The 15,242-nt window shown below is 49.5% G+C and carries 18 protein-coding genes and 1 riboswitch; of the genes, 14 read left to right on the top strand and 4 right to left on the bottom strand.

Features of this window, described 5'->3' with window-relative positions; genetic code table 11:
• Position 1 precedes the first annotated feature (1 nt).
• The 3 genes from kdsB (at position 2) to MKQ68_RS22110 (ending at position 2,387) form a co-directional block, all read left to right on the top strand.
• Positions 2-739 (top strand): 3-deoxy-manno-octulosonate cytidylyltransferase, encoded by a 738-nt coding sequence (gene kdsB, locus MKQ68_RS22120; RefSeq protein ID WP_264280982.1) that lies wholly within the window; start codon positions 2-4, stop codon positions 737-739.
• A 9-nt stretch (positions 740-748) separates the two neighbouring features.
• Positions 749-1,825 (top strand): iron-containing alcohol dehydrogenase family protein, encoded by a 1,077-nt coding sequence (locus MKQ68_RS22115; RefSeq protein ID WP_264280981.1) that lies wholly within the window; start codon positions 749-751, stop codon positions 1,823-1,825.
• Positions 1,826-1,892: 67 nt separating this feature from the next.
• Complete coding sequence (locus tag MKQ68_RS22110) at positions 1,893-2,387, top strand: hypothetical protein (RefSeq protein WP_264280980.1); 495 nt, start codon at positions 1,893-1,895, stop codon at positions 2,385-2,387.
• 6 nt (positions 2,388-2,393) lie between these two features.
• Here the strand turns inward: MKQ68_RS22110 and MKQ68_RS22105 are convergent, their stop codons facing one another.
• On the bottom strand, positions 2,394-3,587 hold the full coding sequence (locus MKQ68_RS22105; protein WP_264280979.1) for an MFS transporter: 1,194 nt from the start codon (positions 3,585-3,587) through the stop codon (positions 2,394-2,396).
• Positions 3,588-3,700: 113 nt separating this feature from the next.
• Here MKQ68_RS22105 and MKQ68_RS22100 point away from each other — a divergent pair, with 113 nt between their 5' ends.
• Positions 3,701-5,077, top strand: coding sequence for a TlpA family protein disulfide reductase (locus MKQ68_RS22100; protein ID WP_264280978.1), 1,377 nt, complete (start codon positions 3,701-3,703; stop codon positions 5,075-5,077).
• A gap of 57 nt (positions 5,078-5,134) precedes the next feature.
• Here the strand turns inward: MKQ68_RS22100 and MKQ68_RS22095 are convergent, their stop codons facing one another.
• Entirely contained in the window at positions 5,135-5,272 is a 138-nt protein-coding gene (locus tag MKQ68_RS22095) for a hypothetical protein (protein ID WP_244836361.1), read from the bottom strand.
• 38 nt (positions 5,273-5,310) lie between these two features.
• The gene (locus MKQ68_RS22090) at positions 5,311-6,225 is read right to left on the bottom strand and encodes a hypothetical protein (protein WP_264280977.1); all 915 of its coding nucleotides are present in this window, start codon (positions 6,223-6,225) and stop codon (positions 5,311-5,313) included.
• A 339-nt stretch (positions 6,226-6,564) separates the two neighbouring features.
• On the opposite strand from MKQ68_RS22090, the gene dnaN reads away from it, so the two are divergent.
• Entirely contained in the window at positions 6,565-7,683 is a 1,119-nt protein-coding gene (gene dnaN / locus MKQ68_RS22085; RefSeq protein ID WP_264280976.1) for a DNA polymerase III subunit beta, read from the top strand.
• Positions 7,684-8,072: 389 nt separating this feature from the next.
• Positions 8,073-8,492 (top strand): hypothetical protein, encoded by a 420-nt coding sequence (locus MKQ68_RS22080; RefSeq protein WP_264280975.1) that lies wholly within the window; start codon positions 8,073-8,075, stop codon positions 8,490-8,492.
• Between the two features lie 41 nt (positions 8,493-8,533).
• Here MKQ68_RS22080 and MKQ68_RS22075 read toward each other — a convergent pair whose 3' ends face one another.
• Complete coding sequence (locus MKQ68_RS22075; protein ID WP_244836357.1) at positions 8,534-9,025, bottom strand: lipocalin family protein; 492 nt, start codon at positions 9,023-9,025, stop codon at positions 8,534-8,536.
• 111 nt (positions 9,026-9,136) lie between these two features.
• A riboswitch (TPP riboswitch) is annotated at positions 9,137-9,238 on the top strand.
• A gap of 53 nt (positions 9,239-9,291) precedes the next feature.
• On the opposite strand from MKQ68_RS22075, the gene thiS reads away from it, so the two are divergent.
• From thiS to thiH, 8 genes are read left to right on the top strand one after another with little or no spacing between them, the layout of a single operon-like run.
• Complete coding sequence (gene thiS, locus MKQ68_RS22070; RefSeq protein WP_244836356.1) at positions 9,292-9,495, top strand: sulfur carrier protein ThiS; 204 nt, start codon at positions 9,292-9,294, stop codon at positions 9,493-9,495.
• A 45-nt stretch (positions 9,496-9,540) separates the two neighbouring features.
• Positions 9,541-11,397, top strand: a complete 1,857-nt coding sequence (gene thiC, locus MKQ68_RS22065) for a phosphomethylpyrimidine synthase ThiC (protein ID WP_264280974.1) — start codon at positions 9,541-9,543, stop codon at positions 11,395-11,397.
• On the top strand, positions 11,394-11,975 hold the full coding sequence (locus MKQ68_RS22060; RefSeq protein ID WP_264280973.1) for a thiamine phosphate synthase: 582 nt from the start codon (positions 11,394-11,396) through the stop codon (positions 11,973-11,975). The genes thiC and MKQ68_RS22060 overlap by 4 nt, the downstream gene beginning before the upstream one ends.
• Positions 11,960-12,490, top strand: coding sequence for a bifunctional hydroxymethylpyrimidine kinase/phosphomethylpyrimidine kinase (locus MKQ68_RS22055; protein ID WP_264280972.1), 531 nt, complete (start codon positions 11,960-11,962; stop codon positions 12,488-12,490). The genes MKQ68_RS22060 and MKQ68_RS22055 overlap by 16 nt, the downstream gene beginning before the upstream one ends.
• Positions 12,491-12,528: 38 nt before the next feature.
• Complete coding sequence (locus tag MKQ68_RS25985) at positions 12,529-12,702, top strand: bifunctional hydroxymethylpyrimidine kinase/phosphomethylpyrimidine kinase (protein ID WP_432803752.1); 174 nt, start codon at positions 12,529-12,531, stop codon at positions 12,700-12,702.
• Entirely contained in the window at positions 12,699-13,334 is a 636-nt protein-coding gene (gene thiE / locus MKQ68_RS22050; protein ID WP_244836353.1) for a thiamine phosphate synthase, read from the top strand. The genes MKQ68_RS25985 and thiE overlap by 4 nt, the downstream gene beginning before the upstream one ends.
• Positions 13,309-14,088: a thiazole synthase gene (locus tag MKQ68_RS22045; RefSeq protein ID WP_244836352.1), complete on the top strand. Its 780-nt coding sequence runs from the start codon at positions 13,309-13,311 to the stop codon at positions 14,086-14,088. The genes thiE and MKQ68_RS22045 overlap by 26 nt, the downstream gene beginning before the upstream one ends.
• Before the next feature lie 54 nt (positions 14,089-14,142).
• Positions 14,143-15,201, top strand: a complete 1,059-nt coding sequence (thiH, locus tag MKQ68_RS22040; RefSeq protein WP_264280971.1) for a 2-iminoacetate synthase ThiH — start codon at positions 14,143-14,145, stop codon at positions 15,199-15,201.
• Positions 15,202-15,242 lie beyond the last annotated feature (41 nt).

Below are 15,242 nucleotides of genomic sequence, written 5' to 3'. Positions count from 1 at the left end.
AATGAAAAAAATAGCTATGATCCCCGCCCGCATCGGGGCTACACGCTTCCCACGTAAACTGATGCAACTGCTCGGCGGCAAAACGGTCATCCTTCGCACGTACGAGTCTACTGTTAACACCGGTGTATTCGACGAAGTGATTGTTGTGACCGACAGCGACGAAATTTTCCAGGAGATTACGGGCAACGGCGGTAAAGCGGTAATGAGTCTGAAGGAGCACGAATCCGGCTCTGATCGCATCGCCGAAGCGGTGAAAGATATGGACGTAGATATCGTGGTAAACGTTCAGGGAGATGAGCCGTTCGCACAACGTGAAGCGCTGGAAAAACTGCTGGCCGAGTTCGAAGGCGAAGCAGGCAAAAAGGTGCAGGTCGCCTCATTGATGCAGGAACTGAAAGATGCGAAATCGGTGGCGGATCCCAACTACGTAAAAGTGGCGGTGGACCTGAATTTCAACTCACTCATGTTCTCCCGCTCGCCCATCCCGTACCACCGCGATAAAAATGTTACGCCCATATATTACGAACACATCGGCATTTACGCCTTCCGCAAAGAAGCGCTGCTGCAATTTACTTCCTGGCCAATGACGCCGCTCGAAGCTGCAGAAAAAGTAGAATGCCTGCGCTACCTCGAACACGGCATTCCATTAAAAATGGTGGTGACCGAATACATGGGTGTAGAAATCGATACTGCCGAAGACCTGGTAAAGGCCGAGGCTTTTCTTAAAGCAAATAGTTAATACAACGATATGAAATTCAGGAACTTTAAAATGGTGGGATACGTGATCTATGGTCGCGGCTCCTTCGGACAACTGGACGAGATCCTGGCGCCACAGCGCAAAGGCGACGCGCCCATGATCTTTTTTGTAGACCATGTTTTTGAAAACAAGCCAGCGCTTACGGGCCGCATCCCGTTGCGTGGTAAGGATAAAGTAATTTTTATTGATGTTACGCACGAGCCAAAGACTACGTATGTGGACAGGCTGCGTGACGAGCTGACGGCCGAATTTGGCGAAGTGTCGGGCATTATCGGCATTGGCGGTGGCTCTGTAATGGATATGGCCAAAGCGGTAGCGCTTATGATGACCAACCCGGGTTCTTCTGCCGACTACCAGGGCTGGGACCTGGTGAAAAAAGCAGGTGTTTATAAAGTGGGCATTCCTACACTCGCCGGTACCGGTGCAGAGGTAAGCCGCACTTGCGTGCTGACGGGCCCTACCCGCAAACTGGGCATGAACTCCGACTTCACGCCGTTCGACCAGATCGTACTCGATCCGGAATTAATTAAAGATGCGCCGGTGAACCAGCGTTTCTATACCGCGATGGATTGTTACATCCACTGCATCGAAAGCCTGGAAGGCACTTACCTGAATGCTTTCAGCCGCTCCTATGGCGAAAAAGCGCTGGAGCTGTGCCAGGAAATCTTCCTGAGAAAAGATAACTGGGATGACGACGCGGATGAAAAACTGATGATGGCTTCCTACGCCGGTGGCATGAGTATTGCCTACTCACAGGTGGGCGTGGCGCACGCAGTAAGCTACGGATTGGCTTACCTGCTCGGCACCAAACACGGTATCGGTAACTGTATCGTGTTCGATAAGATCGAAGAGTTTTATCCCGCAGGTGTAAGAGAGTTTAAACAGATGGTGGAGAAACATAACATCGACATCCCGCAGGGTATTACCAAAGGTTTGTCGGATGCAGACTTCAATACCATGATCGACGTGTCGCTGGGCATGGCGCCGTTGTGGGAAAACGCACTGGGTACCGACTGGAAACAGCAAATGACTCGCGAACGTTTGCGTGCATTGTACGAGCAGTTCTAATTTTACCTGATTGAATTGATAAAGCGGCGGACTACCTTCAAAGTGTCCGCCGTTATAATTTTTACCTATGAAGCATAATATTGAGCAACTGGCGGCCGCTTACCTGGCCACGCTGGCGAAAACAGAAGAGCGTCGCCGCTATTGGAATGAAGAGTCGAAAGCATTTATCCTGCAATACCTGACAAATATTGCCGCGCAATACCCGCTGCCATGGAAGGCCGGAGCCAACGAAACGGTAGAAGGATTGGAAGCCGTGTTTATCGCTTTGGAACATTCGCCCAGTGGTATTGCGGAACGCACGCCGTTTAACCTCGTGCACAAACTCAAAGCTGGCGCATTTTTGTCCTTCTCTCAAAACCGCAATGGGCAAGTGGTTATCTGGATGTCGTTCCCGTTCATCGACGGCCTGCAGGACGAAACGCCTAAGAAGGAAACGTTCGAAACGGTGGAGCCAGAAGAAATAGATGAAGCGCTGATCATTCGTAACATCGAGAAGTTCCTGATAGAACTGGCGCAGTGGGAGAACGACGCCATCGATACAATTGGTTTTGTTCGCAAATAAGCGGGATCAATTCACTTTCTTTGTTTTCCAGCTTCGGTCGCCTTGCACAAACAACAAGTAGATGGTGGCGAGCAGCGTTACAAATGCCATCACATAAAACGTAACCGAAAGAAACCGCGCATCGTTATGATAGATGAGCGCGGAGAAGTAAGCGCCCAGGCCAATACCGGCTTCTAACGCAATATACATCGTGGCCAGCGCACGACCGCGGTGCTCGGGTTTACCCAGGTCGATCGTCCAGGCGGTAACCACCGGCGAGTTGATGCCCAGGCCGACGCCATAAATCAAAGAAGCCACCAGTAAGGCGAACGATGTGGTGGACAAGGCAATCATCAGCATAGATACCGCCATGATGGCGGTAGAAATTTTCAGCAAAGGCACGCGGCCATATTTATCGGATGCCTTTCCGGCAAACAGTCGGATGGCAATAGAACTGGCGGTGAAGAAGGTGAAGAACAGGCCTTTGTTTTTCATGCCCAGGTATTCGGAGAAGTCGGGGATGACGGTGAGCAGCGCGCCATAACAAACGTAAGTCAGGAACGTGACCAGCGCGGCCGGCCATACTGCGGGTTCTACCAATTCATGCCGCGATATTCTTAAGAGTGATGGGGTGAAGCGTTGTTTGGTGGGCAAAGTTTCTTTCATCGCGCCCACCAGTATCAACACCGATAATAAAGCGAATGCCGCAGACACCTGGAACATGACCATGATGCCCCACAAACTGGCAATGTATCCACCAATAGCTGGCCCCAGCGAAAGCCCGACGGTGCTGAATAAACCGATCATCCCCATTGCCTCTGCCCTCCTGTTGAATGGAACTAAATCGGCCACATAAGCCGAAGTAGCCGTTGGTTTAAAACCGGTGGAAAATCCATGGAAAAAACGGAGCCATAAGAAAGCGGCTACTGAACTTACGAGCGGGTATAATAAACTACACACTACACAAACCAGCGAGCCAAACACCATCACGGGAATACGACCGATCGTATCGGTGAGTTTACCGCTGAACGGGCGCGAAAGCCCTGCCATTAACGTAAACAGTCCGATGATATACCCTTTGTAGTCGGCGCCTCCGAGACTGGTGAGGTAAGCCGGCAGCTCCGGGATCATCATATTAAAACTGGCGGAAAAGAAGGCGTTACTTAAGCAGAGTAAGACAAACTGAAAGGTGTATATCTTTCCATTCAACGACTGGTCCATGCCGCAAAATTAGTTTTTTTTGACCGCTGGGCCACAAGCGAGAGCGTATTTCGGTGGGATGCCCTATTTTCGCTCCCGGTACCTAATAACCAACGTTAAAATTATTGTGATCTATGACAAAGAACAAATGCCGCCAGGCCATGGCGGTTTTGGGCTTAATGGCCCTTTCATTCTCCGCAAAGGCGGCACCACCCTCCGTTATCCAGGGTAAAATCAATCAGGAGAACGTACAAAACGTTTACTTATTCACGGTTAAAGAAGGCAAAATGCAGGAGTTTGCATCCACCAAAGTGGGGGCAGACAATGGTTATGTACTGGGTCTTTCATCTGTGGAAGAAGGTTACTATTACGTGTCTTTAAACAAACGTGATTACACCCGCCTGTACCTGAAACAGGGCGACCAGGTGAAAATGGACATGGAGGCAGAAGCCCGCTACCAGCTGGCCGCGCCTTCGGTGGAAAACAAATTGCTGATGGAGTGGGCCGGCAAAAGCCTGGAGCTTCGTCGCATTGCATTGATGACCAAATCCGATAACAGCGGGTATAAATCTTTTTTCGAGCGTTTCGAACAGCTTGAAAAAGAGGCCAAAGGGATCAAAGCAAAAGCCACCACCTCCAACAAAAAATTCAACGAGCTGTTTAAGTTTACGGTGGATGCGGACCTGGAGCTGATCGGTTTGTCGTTCCTCTACACGCCGCACTCCTCACACCCCACCAAGGAAGAGTACCCGGCCTTTTTCGGCAAGGTGTTTCAGCCGAACAAATATGCCGACGGCAAGCTGCTTAAGCTCGGTGAGGGCGAAAAGCTCATGGGCTTCTACGCCACCTGGGGCATGATGAATGGAAAACCGATCAATGGTAAAATGGCTCGCGCCGAGCGCTGGAAATTGGTGACCGACATGTTCGGTAACGACACCATAAAGGCGATGTTTGTCATGAACGACATGCGCAGCATTAAATCGTTCGACGAGCTGGCGGAATTAGCCGCACCTTATAAAAGCATGTTTACCGAAGCGCAGCTTGAAGAGTACAAAAAGCATGAAAAATCACTGCACACCTTCGCAGCCGGCGAGGCCGCACTCAACTTTTCTTACCCGGATATTAACGGTAAAACCGTTACCCTGAAAGATTTGAAAGGTAAAGTGGTGCTGGTGGATGTTTGGGCTACCTGGTGCGGCCCCTGCAAACAGGAAATCCCGTCTCTCAAAGCGCTGGAAAAGGAAATGCATGATAAGGACGTAGCCTTAGTATCTATTTCTGTAGATGTTGAAAAAGACAAACAGAAATGGCAGGACTTTGTAAAGAAAGAAGCGTTAACAGGCATTCAGTTGTTCGCCAGCGGGTGGAGTGAGATCACGAAGTTTTACGACATCAAGGGCATTCCCCGTTTTATGGTGTTTGACCGCAACGGTAAAATCGTAACCGTCGATGCGCCCCGTCCATCGAACGCTGCTTTGAAGCCGTTACTGGAAAAAGCGTTAGCGAAATAAAAACAAAGGCCGGACTGCATAACAGTCCGGCCTTTTTATAATAAAGTAAATGAGATCTTATTTCTTTACATACTTTACCGTTGCGTACAAAAGCATCAGCGTAAACGCGATAATCGTTACCCAGCACATGATAAAACCGATTTTATCGCCAACCTGGTAGAAAGTAGAAGTAGTTACGTTAGAATCCAGCAACATAATAAATCATTTTATGTAATACGGGTGCAAATTAGCTATTAAACGGCAAATTGCCAATCACTTTTTAGATTTTTCGAAGAAATGAGACCGCTGCCCGACGGTGGCGTAATCACAGCAACATCCAACAGCTGCCTGAACCGACGTTTGTTCCGGTACTCTTCTACAAACTCTGGACTAAAGCCCCGCTCCCCGCTTACGCGTTTTCTTTTAAGTGATGGCGGAATGCTGCCCGTACTTCTCGAATTAAAGTTCGCCGAATGTGCCTGGTCCGATGCGGCCATCACGTTCCGCATCAATTGCTCCACGTCCGCCTCCGTTCGCGCTTTATAAAAACCGGGAACGAACTGTGTTAACACCGTATCCCAATGCTGGCTGTCGTTGGAAAAGCTGTAGTGCACGCTATTCCAATAACGCGCGAGCGACAACATCTGGAAGGGCATGTTCGGGTACTGAATGTCCTGGTAAAACAGCACACTCTCCAGTTGATCGGATACTTTTTCGCGGGTTGCCTGTACCGGTGGCGGATTACCGGCTATTGCGAGCAATTGTGCGCGTAGCGGATCATCGAACAATGTATTGCGGGTGATCCAACTATCGCTGGTGGGCGTAGTGCTAACCAACTGCGAATCGGCAAGGCTGGCGAGCATTTTATTCATCGCCACATTAAACTGCGCCCTGGTGGTGACGCGCTCCACGGTGTAAAGGTTGCTGAGAAATACCGAATCGGCATCCAGCTTATCGCCCGCTACAGCAGGATGATTGTACTTCACCAGTCCCCATACCTTAATATATGCCGCGAGTGCGTCATACTGGATAGGTGGAGCGGCGGGCTTTTTAGCCGCAACAGGCTTGTACGTCTTTTTCTTTTTGACAGGTGTCTTTTTCTTTTGTGCAAACCCCGGCTGGCATAGTACTAACAGGGCAAGCACGCACAGGCTCAATAGTTTTTTCATGCTGCTCAGATAGTTTAAAAAAACGGTTCAAATCTCACAGGTTATCTTAAACAGGCATTCGAACAATAGGTAGTACCCTCTTGTTCAGGGCAAAGCTAATTAAGTTTTTTTATAATACAATAGCCTCCCAAAATTTCTTTTCCCTAAGAACGTATGAAGTAACGGTATTAATATGCCGCTCTTCATTTTTGTAATTCCGCGCAAAGCCGCATCAACACGTAATGAAAAAGTTTAATAATGATTTTTGCCCGGCTAAAAATATCCACCTGTTTAGTCTGAATGACAAATCTTTCTATCTTTGTTTGCATTACATTTACAGGAATCATTTTAAACAACCTTATGAAGTTTATCGTTTCATCCTCAGCGTTATTGAAACAATTGCAACAGATCAGTGGTGTTATTAACTCTAATACGGTTTTGCCCATACTGGAAGATTTTCTTTTCCTGATTGACAAAAACGAGCTTACCGTAGTTGCTACCGACCTGGAAACAGTGATGAAAGTGAAGCTGGAGGTAGAAGCCAAGGAAACCGGTCGCATTTGTATCCCTGCCAAGATATTAATGGATTCGCTTAAAAATTTGCCCGAACAGCCGCTTAGCTTTAATGTGGACATGAACTCTTACGCAGTAGAGATCACATCCGACAATGGTAAGTATAAAGTGATGGGCGAAAATCCGGAGAACTTCCCTAAGGAACCGGCTGCTGAAGATGCTACGGCCTTCACCATGCCATCGTCTGCCATCGTTACCGCGATCAACAAATCATTGTTCGCCGTGAGCAACGACGACCTTCGTCCGCAAATGACCGGCGTATACTTCGAACTGGCGCCTGAAAGTGTAACTTTCGTAGCTACCGATGCACACCGCCTCGTTAAATATATTCGTACCGATGTTAAATGCCCGTCCAGCGACAATTTCATCGTGCCTAAAAAGCCATTAAACCTGCTCAAGGCCGTGCTGCCCGACAACGAAAGCGAAATCAAAGTAGCTTACAGCGCGAACCACTTCTTCGTAACGCATGAAAACGCGCAAATGATCTGTCGCCTGATCGATGCCCGTTTCCCTGATTACAAAGTGGTGATTCCAAAGGAGAACCCTTACCGCCTCATCCTGGCGAAGAGCGATTTCCAGAATGCACTGAAGCGTGTGAGCGTGTTCTCGAACAAAAGCACCAACCAGGTAGCGCTGAGCATTACCGGCAGCGAGCTGCAACTGTCTGCACAGGACGTTGACTTCTCCTTCGAAGGTAACGAACGTATGAGCTGTCAGTATAATGGTGAAGACATGCAGATCGCCTTCAACGCGAAGTTCCTGATTGAAATGCTGCACGCTGCTGAAGGCGATGAGATCTCTATCGAGCTGTCGACGCCGACTAAAGCGGGCATCTTAAAACCATCAGAAAAGAACGATAATGAAGACCTGTTGATGCTGGTGATGCCGTTATTGTTGAACAATTAAGTCCTGTCGTCACATCATAAAGGAATTATATAGCATTTTTTCTCTATTGCGTAACTTGCTACAGTAGAGTTGATTACCTGAAAATGAATTATGAATTTCTTTAAACTGACTGCAGGTGTTAATTAAGTAATAATTTATTAACATATGAAGCAATCTCTTTTATAAGGGATTGCTTTTTTTATAATATAAAACTTGCGGAAATCGGCTACCATTGGGCAAAAAGCACTAATTTTCCATCGTCAAACATCGACAACCTGTAACCATATTGTAGCTCCAAACGCTCTACCCTAAGAAAAACTCCAGTTAGCGGAAATACAGGTGAGACCAGATTAGTGAGGTTTTCAATTTGTACTTGTCGAGCCGCGTTGCTGTGCCGGAATAAGCATGAAATGCAGAAGTTCCACGAAAATGATGCGGCACATCATCGTAAACAGCGGCCATTACTTGTCTTTACGCTTGCACCGTTACCATCCTCGGTAAAACCTAACCACTTTCCTTTTTCGGAAAGCGAAATGGACATGTATTTTTTTATATCACAATATAAACTTCGATTTATGCAACACACCACCAGCGTACCTAGAATTGCCGGATTTATATCTCTGGTTATCGGCATTGTAACTGTGGCTTTCGCCTTCATCAGCGAAGCAACAGAGGCAAAAATCCTGCTGGGAGCCGCAAGCATCGTTGCTGCTCTGGTATCAATTGTTTTTGCGCGTAAGACTACGGAAGATTTGCAGATGTCGGTAGCAGGCTTATTCTTTTCATTGGTAGCCTGCCTGATAGGATTATGGCAATATTATAACCTCTAAGGAAAACCAACACAATATCGGGAGTGCTGGAGCGGTAAAATTTACCGTTTCGGCACTTTTTTTATCTTTTCTTTTCCTTTCGTGAATTTTTCGAGGTAGCCGGGTTCCGCGTTAATCGGGAACAACAGCAGGCTACTGTCTGTAATCGCCCGTACCAGCAACGTGTCGGGCATCGCGGTTTTTGCCGTATCTGACTCCTGCAGGCTCCACAGGATCAGTGTATCTTTCGTCAGCTCCCACTTCTCGTACACGGGCGAAAGATGATTTAAAGCTTGTGCCTGACCATTCTTCTTCAAAATAAAACCCTGGGTAAGTGAATCGATGCCTTGTACCGGCTGCATCCATTGGCCGGGAATTTTCCCTATGGGTACGCTATCCAGTTTTGGCAAAGTATCTTTAAATGAAACGGTCGGTTCTGTGAAGATGGAATCTTTTCCCGTTGTCATATCATCGGGCAGATATGATTTATCCTGAACAGGTTGCTGACAGGCCGTTACAGACACCATTGCAATAGCGAGCAATCGATTTTTCATACGTTGTTTTACGGGTTTAAAAGGATACGTTTTCCCTTTAGCTGATGTGCATCAAAGATAGTGCTATAAAACATGATTTGGAATTTCCGGAAATTCTTGCATAGATTTGTAGCAACACTTTAGGGGTGTTCCGGGGTAACAGCCGGAACTGAGATGATACCCTCAGTACCTGATGCAGTTCATACTGTCGTAGGAAAAAGTTTACTGATCTTCTCTCACGCATTCGCATCCTTAAAGTTTATTGTTTCACCTAAACGACCACAAACATGGAAGTGCTTGTAAACAATAAACTTTATGCAGTTCAGCCGGAAACCACGGTGGCTGGACTCTTACAGTTTATTCAATTGTCCTCGGAAAAAGGCGTAGCCATCGCCGTTAACAACCAGGTTGTGCCACGACAGCAATGGATGTCTACATCATTGCAGCCGGCAGACAGTATCACCATTATCCGTGCAACGCAGGGAGGATAACACGTTCCCACCTCCTCTCTTTTTTTACCTTTAATTTTTGCCTTCATGACAACTAAACAAGTTATCAGCAGGGAGCCATTTCCTGCGTCCAAGAAAATCTATGTTAAAGGCGCGTTGCACGATATTTCGGTAGCTATGCGCGAAATAACCCTTACGCCTACCCGGCTGAATGGCCGTCATGGTGTGGAAACGCCTAATCCTTCAGTACCGTTGTACGATACAAGCGGTCCCTATACAGATCCTGACCAGGAGATCGATGTGCGGAAAGGTTTGCCCCGCCTGCGTGAACAGTGGATATTGCAGCGTGGCGACGTAGAAGCATTACCTGGTATTTCGTCTGCCTATGGCCGCCAGCGCATGGAAGATACTTCGCTGGATAGCCTGCGTTTTGAGCATATCCGTAAGCCGTTGCGCGCGAAAGCGGGTTGCAACGTATCGCAACTGCACTATGCGAAGAAAGGCATCATTACACCGGAAATGGAATACATCGCCATCCGCGAAAACCAGCTGGCAGAGAAGCTTTTCGAAGAGAACAGTGATTTATGGCAGCAACACAAGGGGCATAGCTTTGGCGCCAACACACCGGTGAAGTTCATCACGCCGGAATTTGTGCGCGATGAAATTGCTGCCGGTCGCGCTATTATTCCCAACAACATCAATCACCCTGAAAGCGAACCAATGATCATTGGCCGCAACTTCCTGGTGAAGATCAATGCTAATATTGGTAACTCGGCCATCAGCTCCAGCATCGAAGAAGAAGTGGAGAAAGCAGTATGGGCCTGTCGCTGGGGCGCCGACACCATCATGGACTTAAGCACCGGTAAAAACATTCACGAAACGCGCGAGTGGATCATTCGTAATTCGCCCGTGCCCATTGGCACCGTGCCTATTTACCAGGCGCTGGAAAAAGTAAACGGTAAAGCAGAACTGCTTACCTGGGAATTGTTCCGCGATACGCTGATAGAACAGGCGGAACAGGGAGTTGACTATTTCACGATTCATGCCGGTGTGTTATTGCGTTATGTACCGCTTACCGCCAAACGTATGACAGGCATCGTTTCCCGCGGAGGGTCGATCATGGCGAAATGGTGTTTGGCGCATCATAAAGAAAACTTCCTGTACACGCATTTCGAAGAGATCTGCGAGATTATGAAGGCATACGATGTGGCATTCTCGCTCGGGGACGGATTACGCCCGGGCAGTATTGCAGACGCTAACGATGCTGCGCAGTTCGCGGAATTGGAGACTCTCGGCGAACTCACCAGGATCGCCTGGAAGCATGATATACAAGTGATGATTGAAGGTCCGGGCCACGTGCCCATGCACCTCATCAAAGAAAATATGACGAAGCAGCTGGAGCATTGCCAGGAAGCGCCGTTCTATACGCTGGGGCCACTCACAACAGATATCGCACCTGGTTACGATCACATCACATCCGCCATTGGTGCGGCAATGATTGGCTGGTTTGGTACAGCCATGTTGTGTTACGTGACGCCGAAAGAGCATCTGGGTTTGCCTGACCGGGAAGATGTGAAGCAAGGTGTGATCACCTACAAACTGGCGGCCCACGCGGCTGACCTGGCCAAAGGTCATCCCGGTGCGCAGTACCGCGACAATGCATTGAGTAAGGCGCGTTTCGAATTCCGTTGGGAAGATCAATTCAACCTATCCCTCGATCCGGATACGGCAAGGTCTTACCACGATGCGACCCTGCCGGCGGAAGGTGCGAAAGTCGCGCACTTCTGTTCGATGTGCGGTCCACACTTCTGCTCTATGAAAATCACCCAGGAGGTACGCGAGTTCGCGGCTGGTCAGGGTGTAGATGAGCAGGCGGCATTACACACCGGCATGCAGCAACAGGCGGAGAAGTTCGTGGAACAGGGATCGGATCTCTATATATGATCTGGATACTGACATCGCCGCAGGCCATACCGGATGAGGCCACTCATCTCAACGCCTTGTTAGAAGCGGGTGCCGATGTGCTCCTGCTTCGCAAACCAGGCTGGGAAGAAGAAGCCTATGCGCAGCTGCTCGACCAATTGTCAACGCGATTTTACAATCGCATACTGGTGGCAGGGCAGCCTGATCTCGCCATGCGCTACTCCTTGTTAGGCGTGCATATGAGTGAGATGCGCAGACAGGCGCTGGTAAAAGGTGTGCAGAAGCCGCATGCGATGTTCGGTAGTACTGCGGTGCACGCCGTGGAGGCCATTCCGTATCTGAAAAGTTATTGGGACGGACTGTTGGTAAGTCCTGTGTTCGATAGTATTTCAAAGCAGGGATACAAGTCTGCGATAAACACGATACCGCCTGCTACCGGTACAAAGCTGGTGGCACTTGGCGGCATCAACGTTCACACTGCGCCAATGGCCCGCCAGATGGGATTTGACGGCGTGGCGGTGATGGGCGCTCTTTGGGACAGGCCGGCGGAAAGTGTTCATACATTTAACAATATCAAAGCAGCATGGCACCATATGTAATGACGATTGCGGGGCTGGACCCAAGCGCGGGCGCGGGATTAACTGCGGATATTAAAACATTCGAAGCACATGGCGTGTATGGTTTCGGCGTTTGCTCGGCCCTTACTGTGCAAACAGATGATCACTTTTATTCGGTGGAATGGCTGCCTGCAGGCAAAATTGTAGCGCAGGCCACGCCGCTGCTGGAAAAGTTCCCGGTGAGTTATTGTAAGATCGGGATCATGCAGAGTGTGGCTACTGTACAAAAGGTGATCACTGCTTTGCGGATTGTAAGTCCACAATTACGTTTCGTGCTCGATCCTGTGTTGAAAGCGTCTGCCGGTTTTTCATTCTACAACGAAAGCGGATTGCGGCAATGGCAGGATGTGTTAAGCGAAGTGGAGCTGCTTACACCCAACTATCACGAAGCGCAGGCGATAGGCGGCGATGATGATGGTGATGTGGCAGCGGCGAAACTTGCACAGTATACGGCTGTGCTGCTGAAAGGGGGCATCATCCGCAGCTACCTGGTGTAGACCAATTGTTCTTCCAACACGACGTAACCTCCTATCCTGTGCCTGGCGGGGCTGTCGCCGCGAAACACGGCTCGGGCTGCGTACTATCGGCGGCTATTACCGCTAACCTTGCCCTGGGCGATCCTTTGGTGAGGGCTTGCGGTAAAGCGAAGGCGTACACGTATCAATTTTTAAAAAGCAATTCTTCACTATTAGGCTTACATCAAACATGATACAACAACTCTTATATATTTCACAAGCGCCGCATGTTGAAAACATACGGCTAGCCTGCGAGGCGGGGTGCCGTTTCATACAGCTGCGCGTTAAAAACGAATCACCGGAAGCGTGGCTGCGTCTGGCGGTTGAGGCAAAGGCGGTATGCGATTTCTACGAGGCTGCACTATTTATTAACGACAACCCCGGCATCGCGTTGAAGGTACAGGCGGCGGGTGTGCATCTTGGGCTGAATGATTTGTCGGTTGCAGATGCTCGTAAAATTTTGGGTCCGCGCTTTATCATTGGTGGCACTGCGAACGAGGCGGCGCATATCAGAAAGCATGAAGCGGAAGGCGCGGATTACATTGGTCTGGGGCCATTCCGCTTCACCACAACCAAAGAGAAACTAAGCCCGGTTTTGGGTTTAGATGGATACCGTCGCGTGTTGGCCGAGGCGGCCTCTCCCCTTCCGGTGCTGGCGATCGGCGGCATTCTCAGGGAAGATATTGACGGACTGCTGAACGCAGGTTTGCATGGCATTGCCGTATCAGGATTGATCACCCATGCGGAGGACAGGAAAGCCCTGGTGACAGGCATTTTGCATCAACTTAAAACATTTGCAGATGGAACCGTTAGTTATAGCAGGTAGAACATTTACGTCGCGCCTTTTTACCGGCACCGGCAAGTTTAGTGCGACGAGTGTGATGGAAGCCGCTTTGCTGGCCAGCGGTACGGAGCTGGTAACGGTGGCGCTCAAACGCGTAAACATGCAACAACCCGAACAGGACGATATGCTTTCGCACGTCGAGCACCCGGGAATACATTTGCTGCCGAATACTTCCGGCGTTCGTACGGCCAAAGAAGCGGTTTACGCCGCGCAGCTTGCCCGCGAAGCACTGGAAACCAACTGGCTTAAACTAGAAATACATCCCGACCCTAAATACCTGCTGCCCGACCCGATAGAAACGCTGTTGGCGGCGGAAGAGCTGGTGAAGCAAGGTTTCGTGGTGTTGCCTTACATTCACGCCGACCCGGTATTATGCAAACGCCTCGAAGATGTAGGCGTAGCCGCCGTGATGCCGCTCGGCTCGCCCATCGGCTCCAATAAAGGCTTACGCACGATCGACTTTCTGGAAATCATCATTGGCCAAAGTAAAGTGCCCGTAGTGATCGATGCCGGCATTGGCGCGCCATCCGATGCAGCAAAGGCAATGGAATTGGGGGCAGATGCGGTGTTAGTCAACACGGCGATCGCTGTTTCGCGCGATCCGGTGCTGATGGCGGCTGCGTTTAAGCAGGCGGTTATTGCAGGCAGGGAGGCTTATGAAGCTGGTTTAGGGATGGTGGCGCAAACCGCACAGGCAACCAGCCCGCTGTTATCATTCTTAAACCCGGTGTCATGAGTTTTACCTCGTTGTTCCGCAGTTACCATTGGGATGAAATAAAGCGCGACATCTATGCAAAAACAGGCTGCTGATGTGAGGCGCGCTTTGTCTCGCCGCGTGCGTGACCTGGAAGATTTCAAGGCTTTGGTATCGCCTGCCGCCGCCGCACATTTGCCGCAAATGGCGACGTTAAGTCATACACTTACCAAACAACGTTTCGGCAATATCATGCAGCTGTACGTGCCGCTTTATCTTTCCAACGAATGCCAGAACATATGCACCTATTGCGGGTTTAGTTATGATAACAAGATCAAACGCAAAACGCTTTCCGGAATTGAAATATTAAAAGAGGTAGAGGCCATCCGGCAGATGGGTTATGAACATGTGCTGCTCGTCACCGGCGAAGCCCAGCAAACAGTGGGCGTCGACTACTTCCTCCAAGCGCTGGAAATTATCCGTCCGCATTTCGCGCATATTTCCATGGAAGTGCAGCCGCTCGACCGCGAAGAGTACGAGCAGCTGATTGCGAAAGGATTGAACACGGTACTGGTGTACCAGGAAACGTACCACGAAGCAGACTACAGGAAACATCATCCGAAAGGAAAAAAGTCGAAGTTCGATTACCGCCTCGAAACGCCCGACAGGCTTGGACAGGCAGGGATTCATAAAATCGGCCTGGGAGTATTGCTCGGCCTCGAAGACTGGCGCACAGACAGTTTTTTCACCGCATTACATCTCGCCTATCTCGAAAAAACGTACTGGCAAACACGGTATAGCATCTCTTTCCCTCGCCTGCGGCCATTTTCTGGTGGCCTAATGCCGAAGGTAGATATGAATGACACAGAACTGGTGCAATTGATTTGTGCTTACCGGCTTTGCTTCGAAACGGTGGAGCTTAGCATCTCGACCCGCGAATCGGAAGTGTTTAGGGATAACGTGATCCGCCTGGGAATTACCGCGATGAGCGCCGGTTCTAAGACCAATCCGGGCGGCTACGCGGTTGACCAGCAATCGCTGGAACAATTCGAAATTTCGGATGAGCGCAGTGCCTCGGAGATCGCCGATATGTTACGCCGCCAGCAATACGAGCCGGTTTGGAAGGATTGGGACGTGGCGTTGGGAACGTGTTAAGTCAGCGGACGTGTTACGCCGCCAGCACTAAGAGCTTGTTT

This window comes from Chitinophaga horti, from assembly GCF_022867795.2.
Lineage (GTDB): Bacteria > Bacteroidota > Bacteroidia > Chitinophagales > Chitinophagaceae > Chitinophaga > Chitinophaga horti.
Note: the sequence above shows the minus strand (reverse complement) of the source record. Positions and strands in the feature narration are given on the sequence as shown.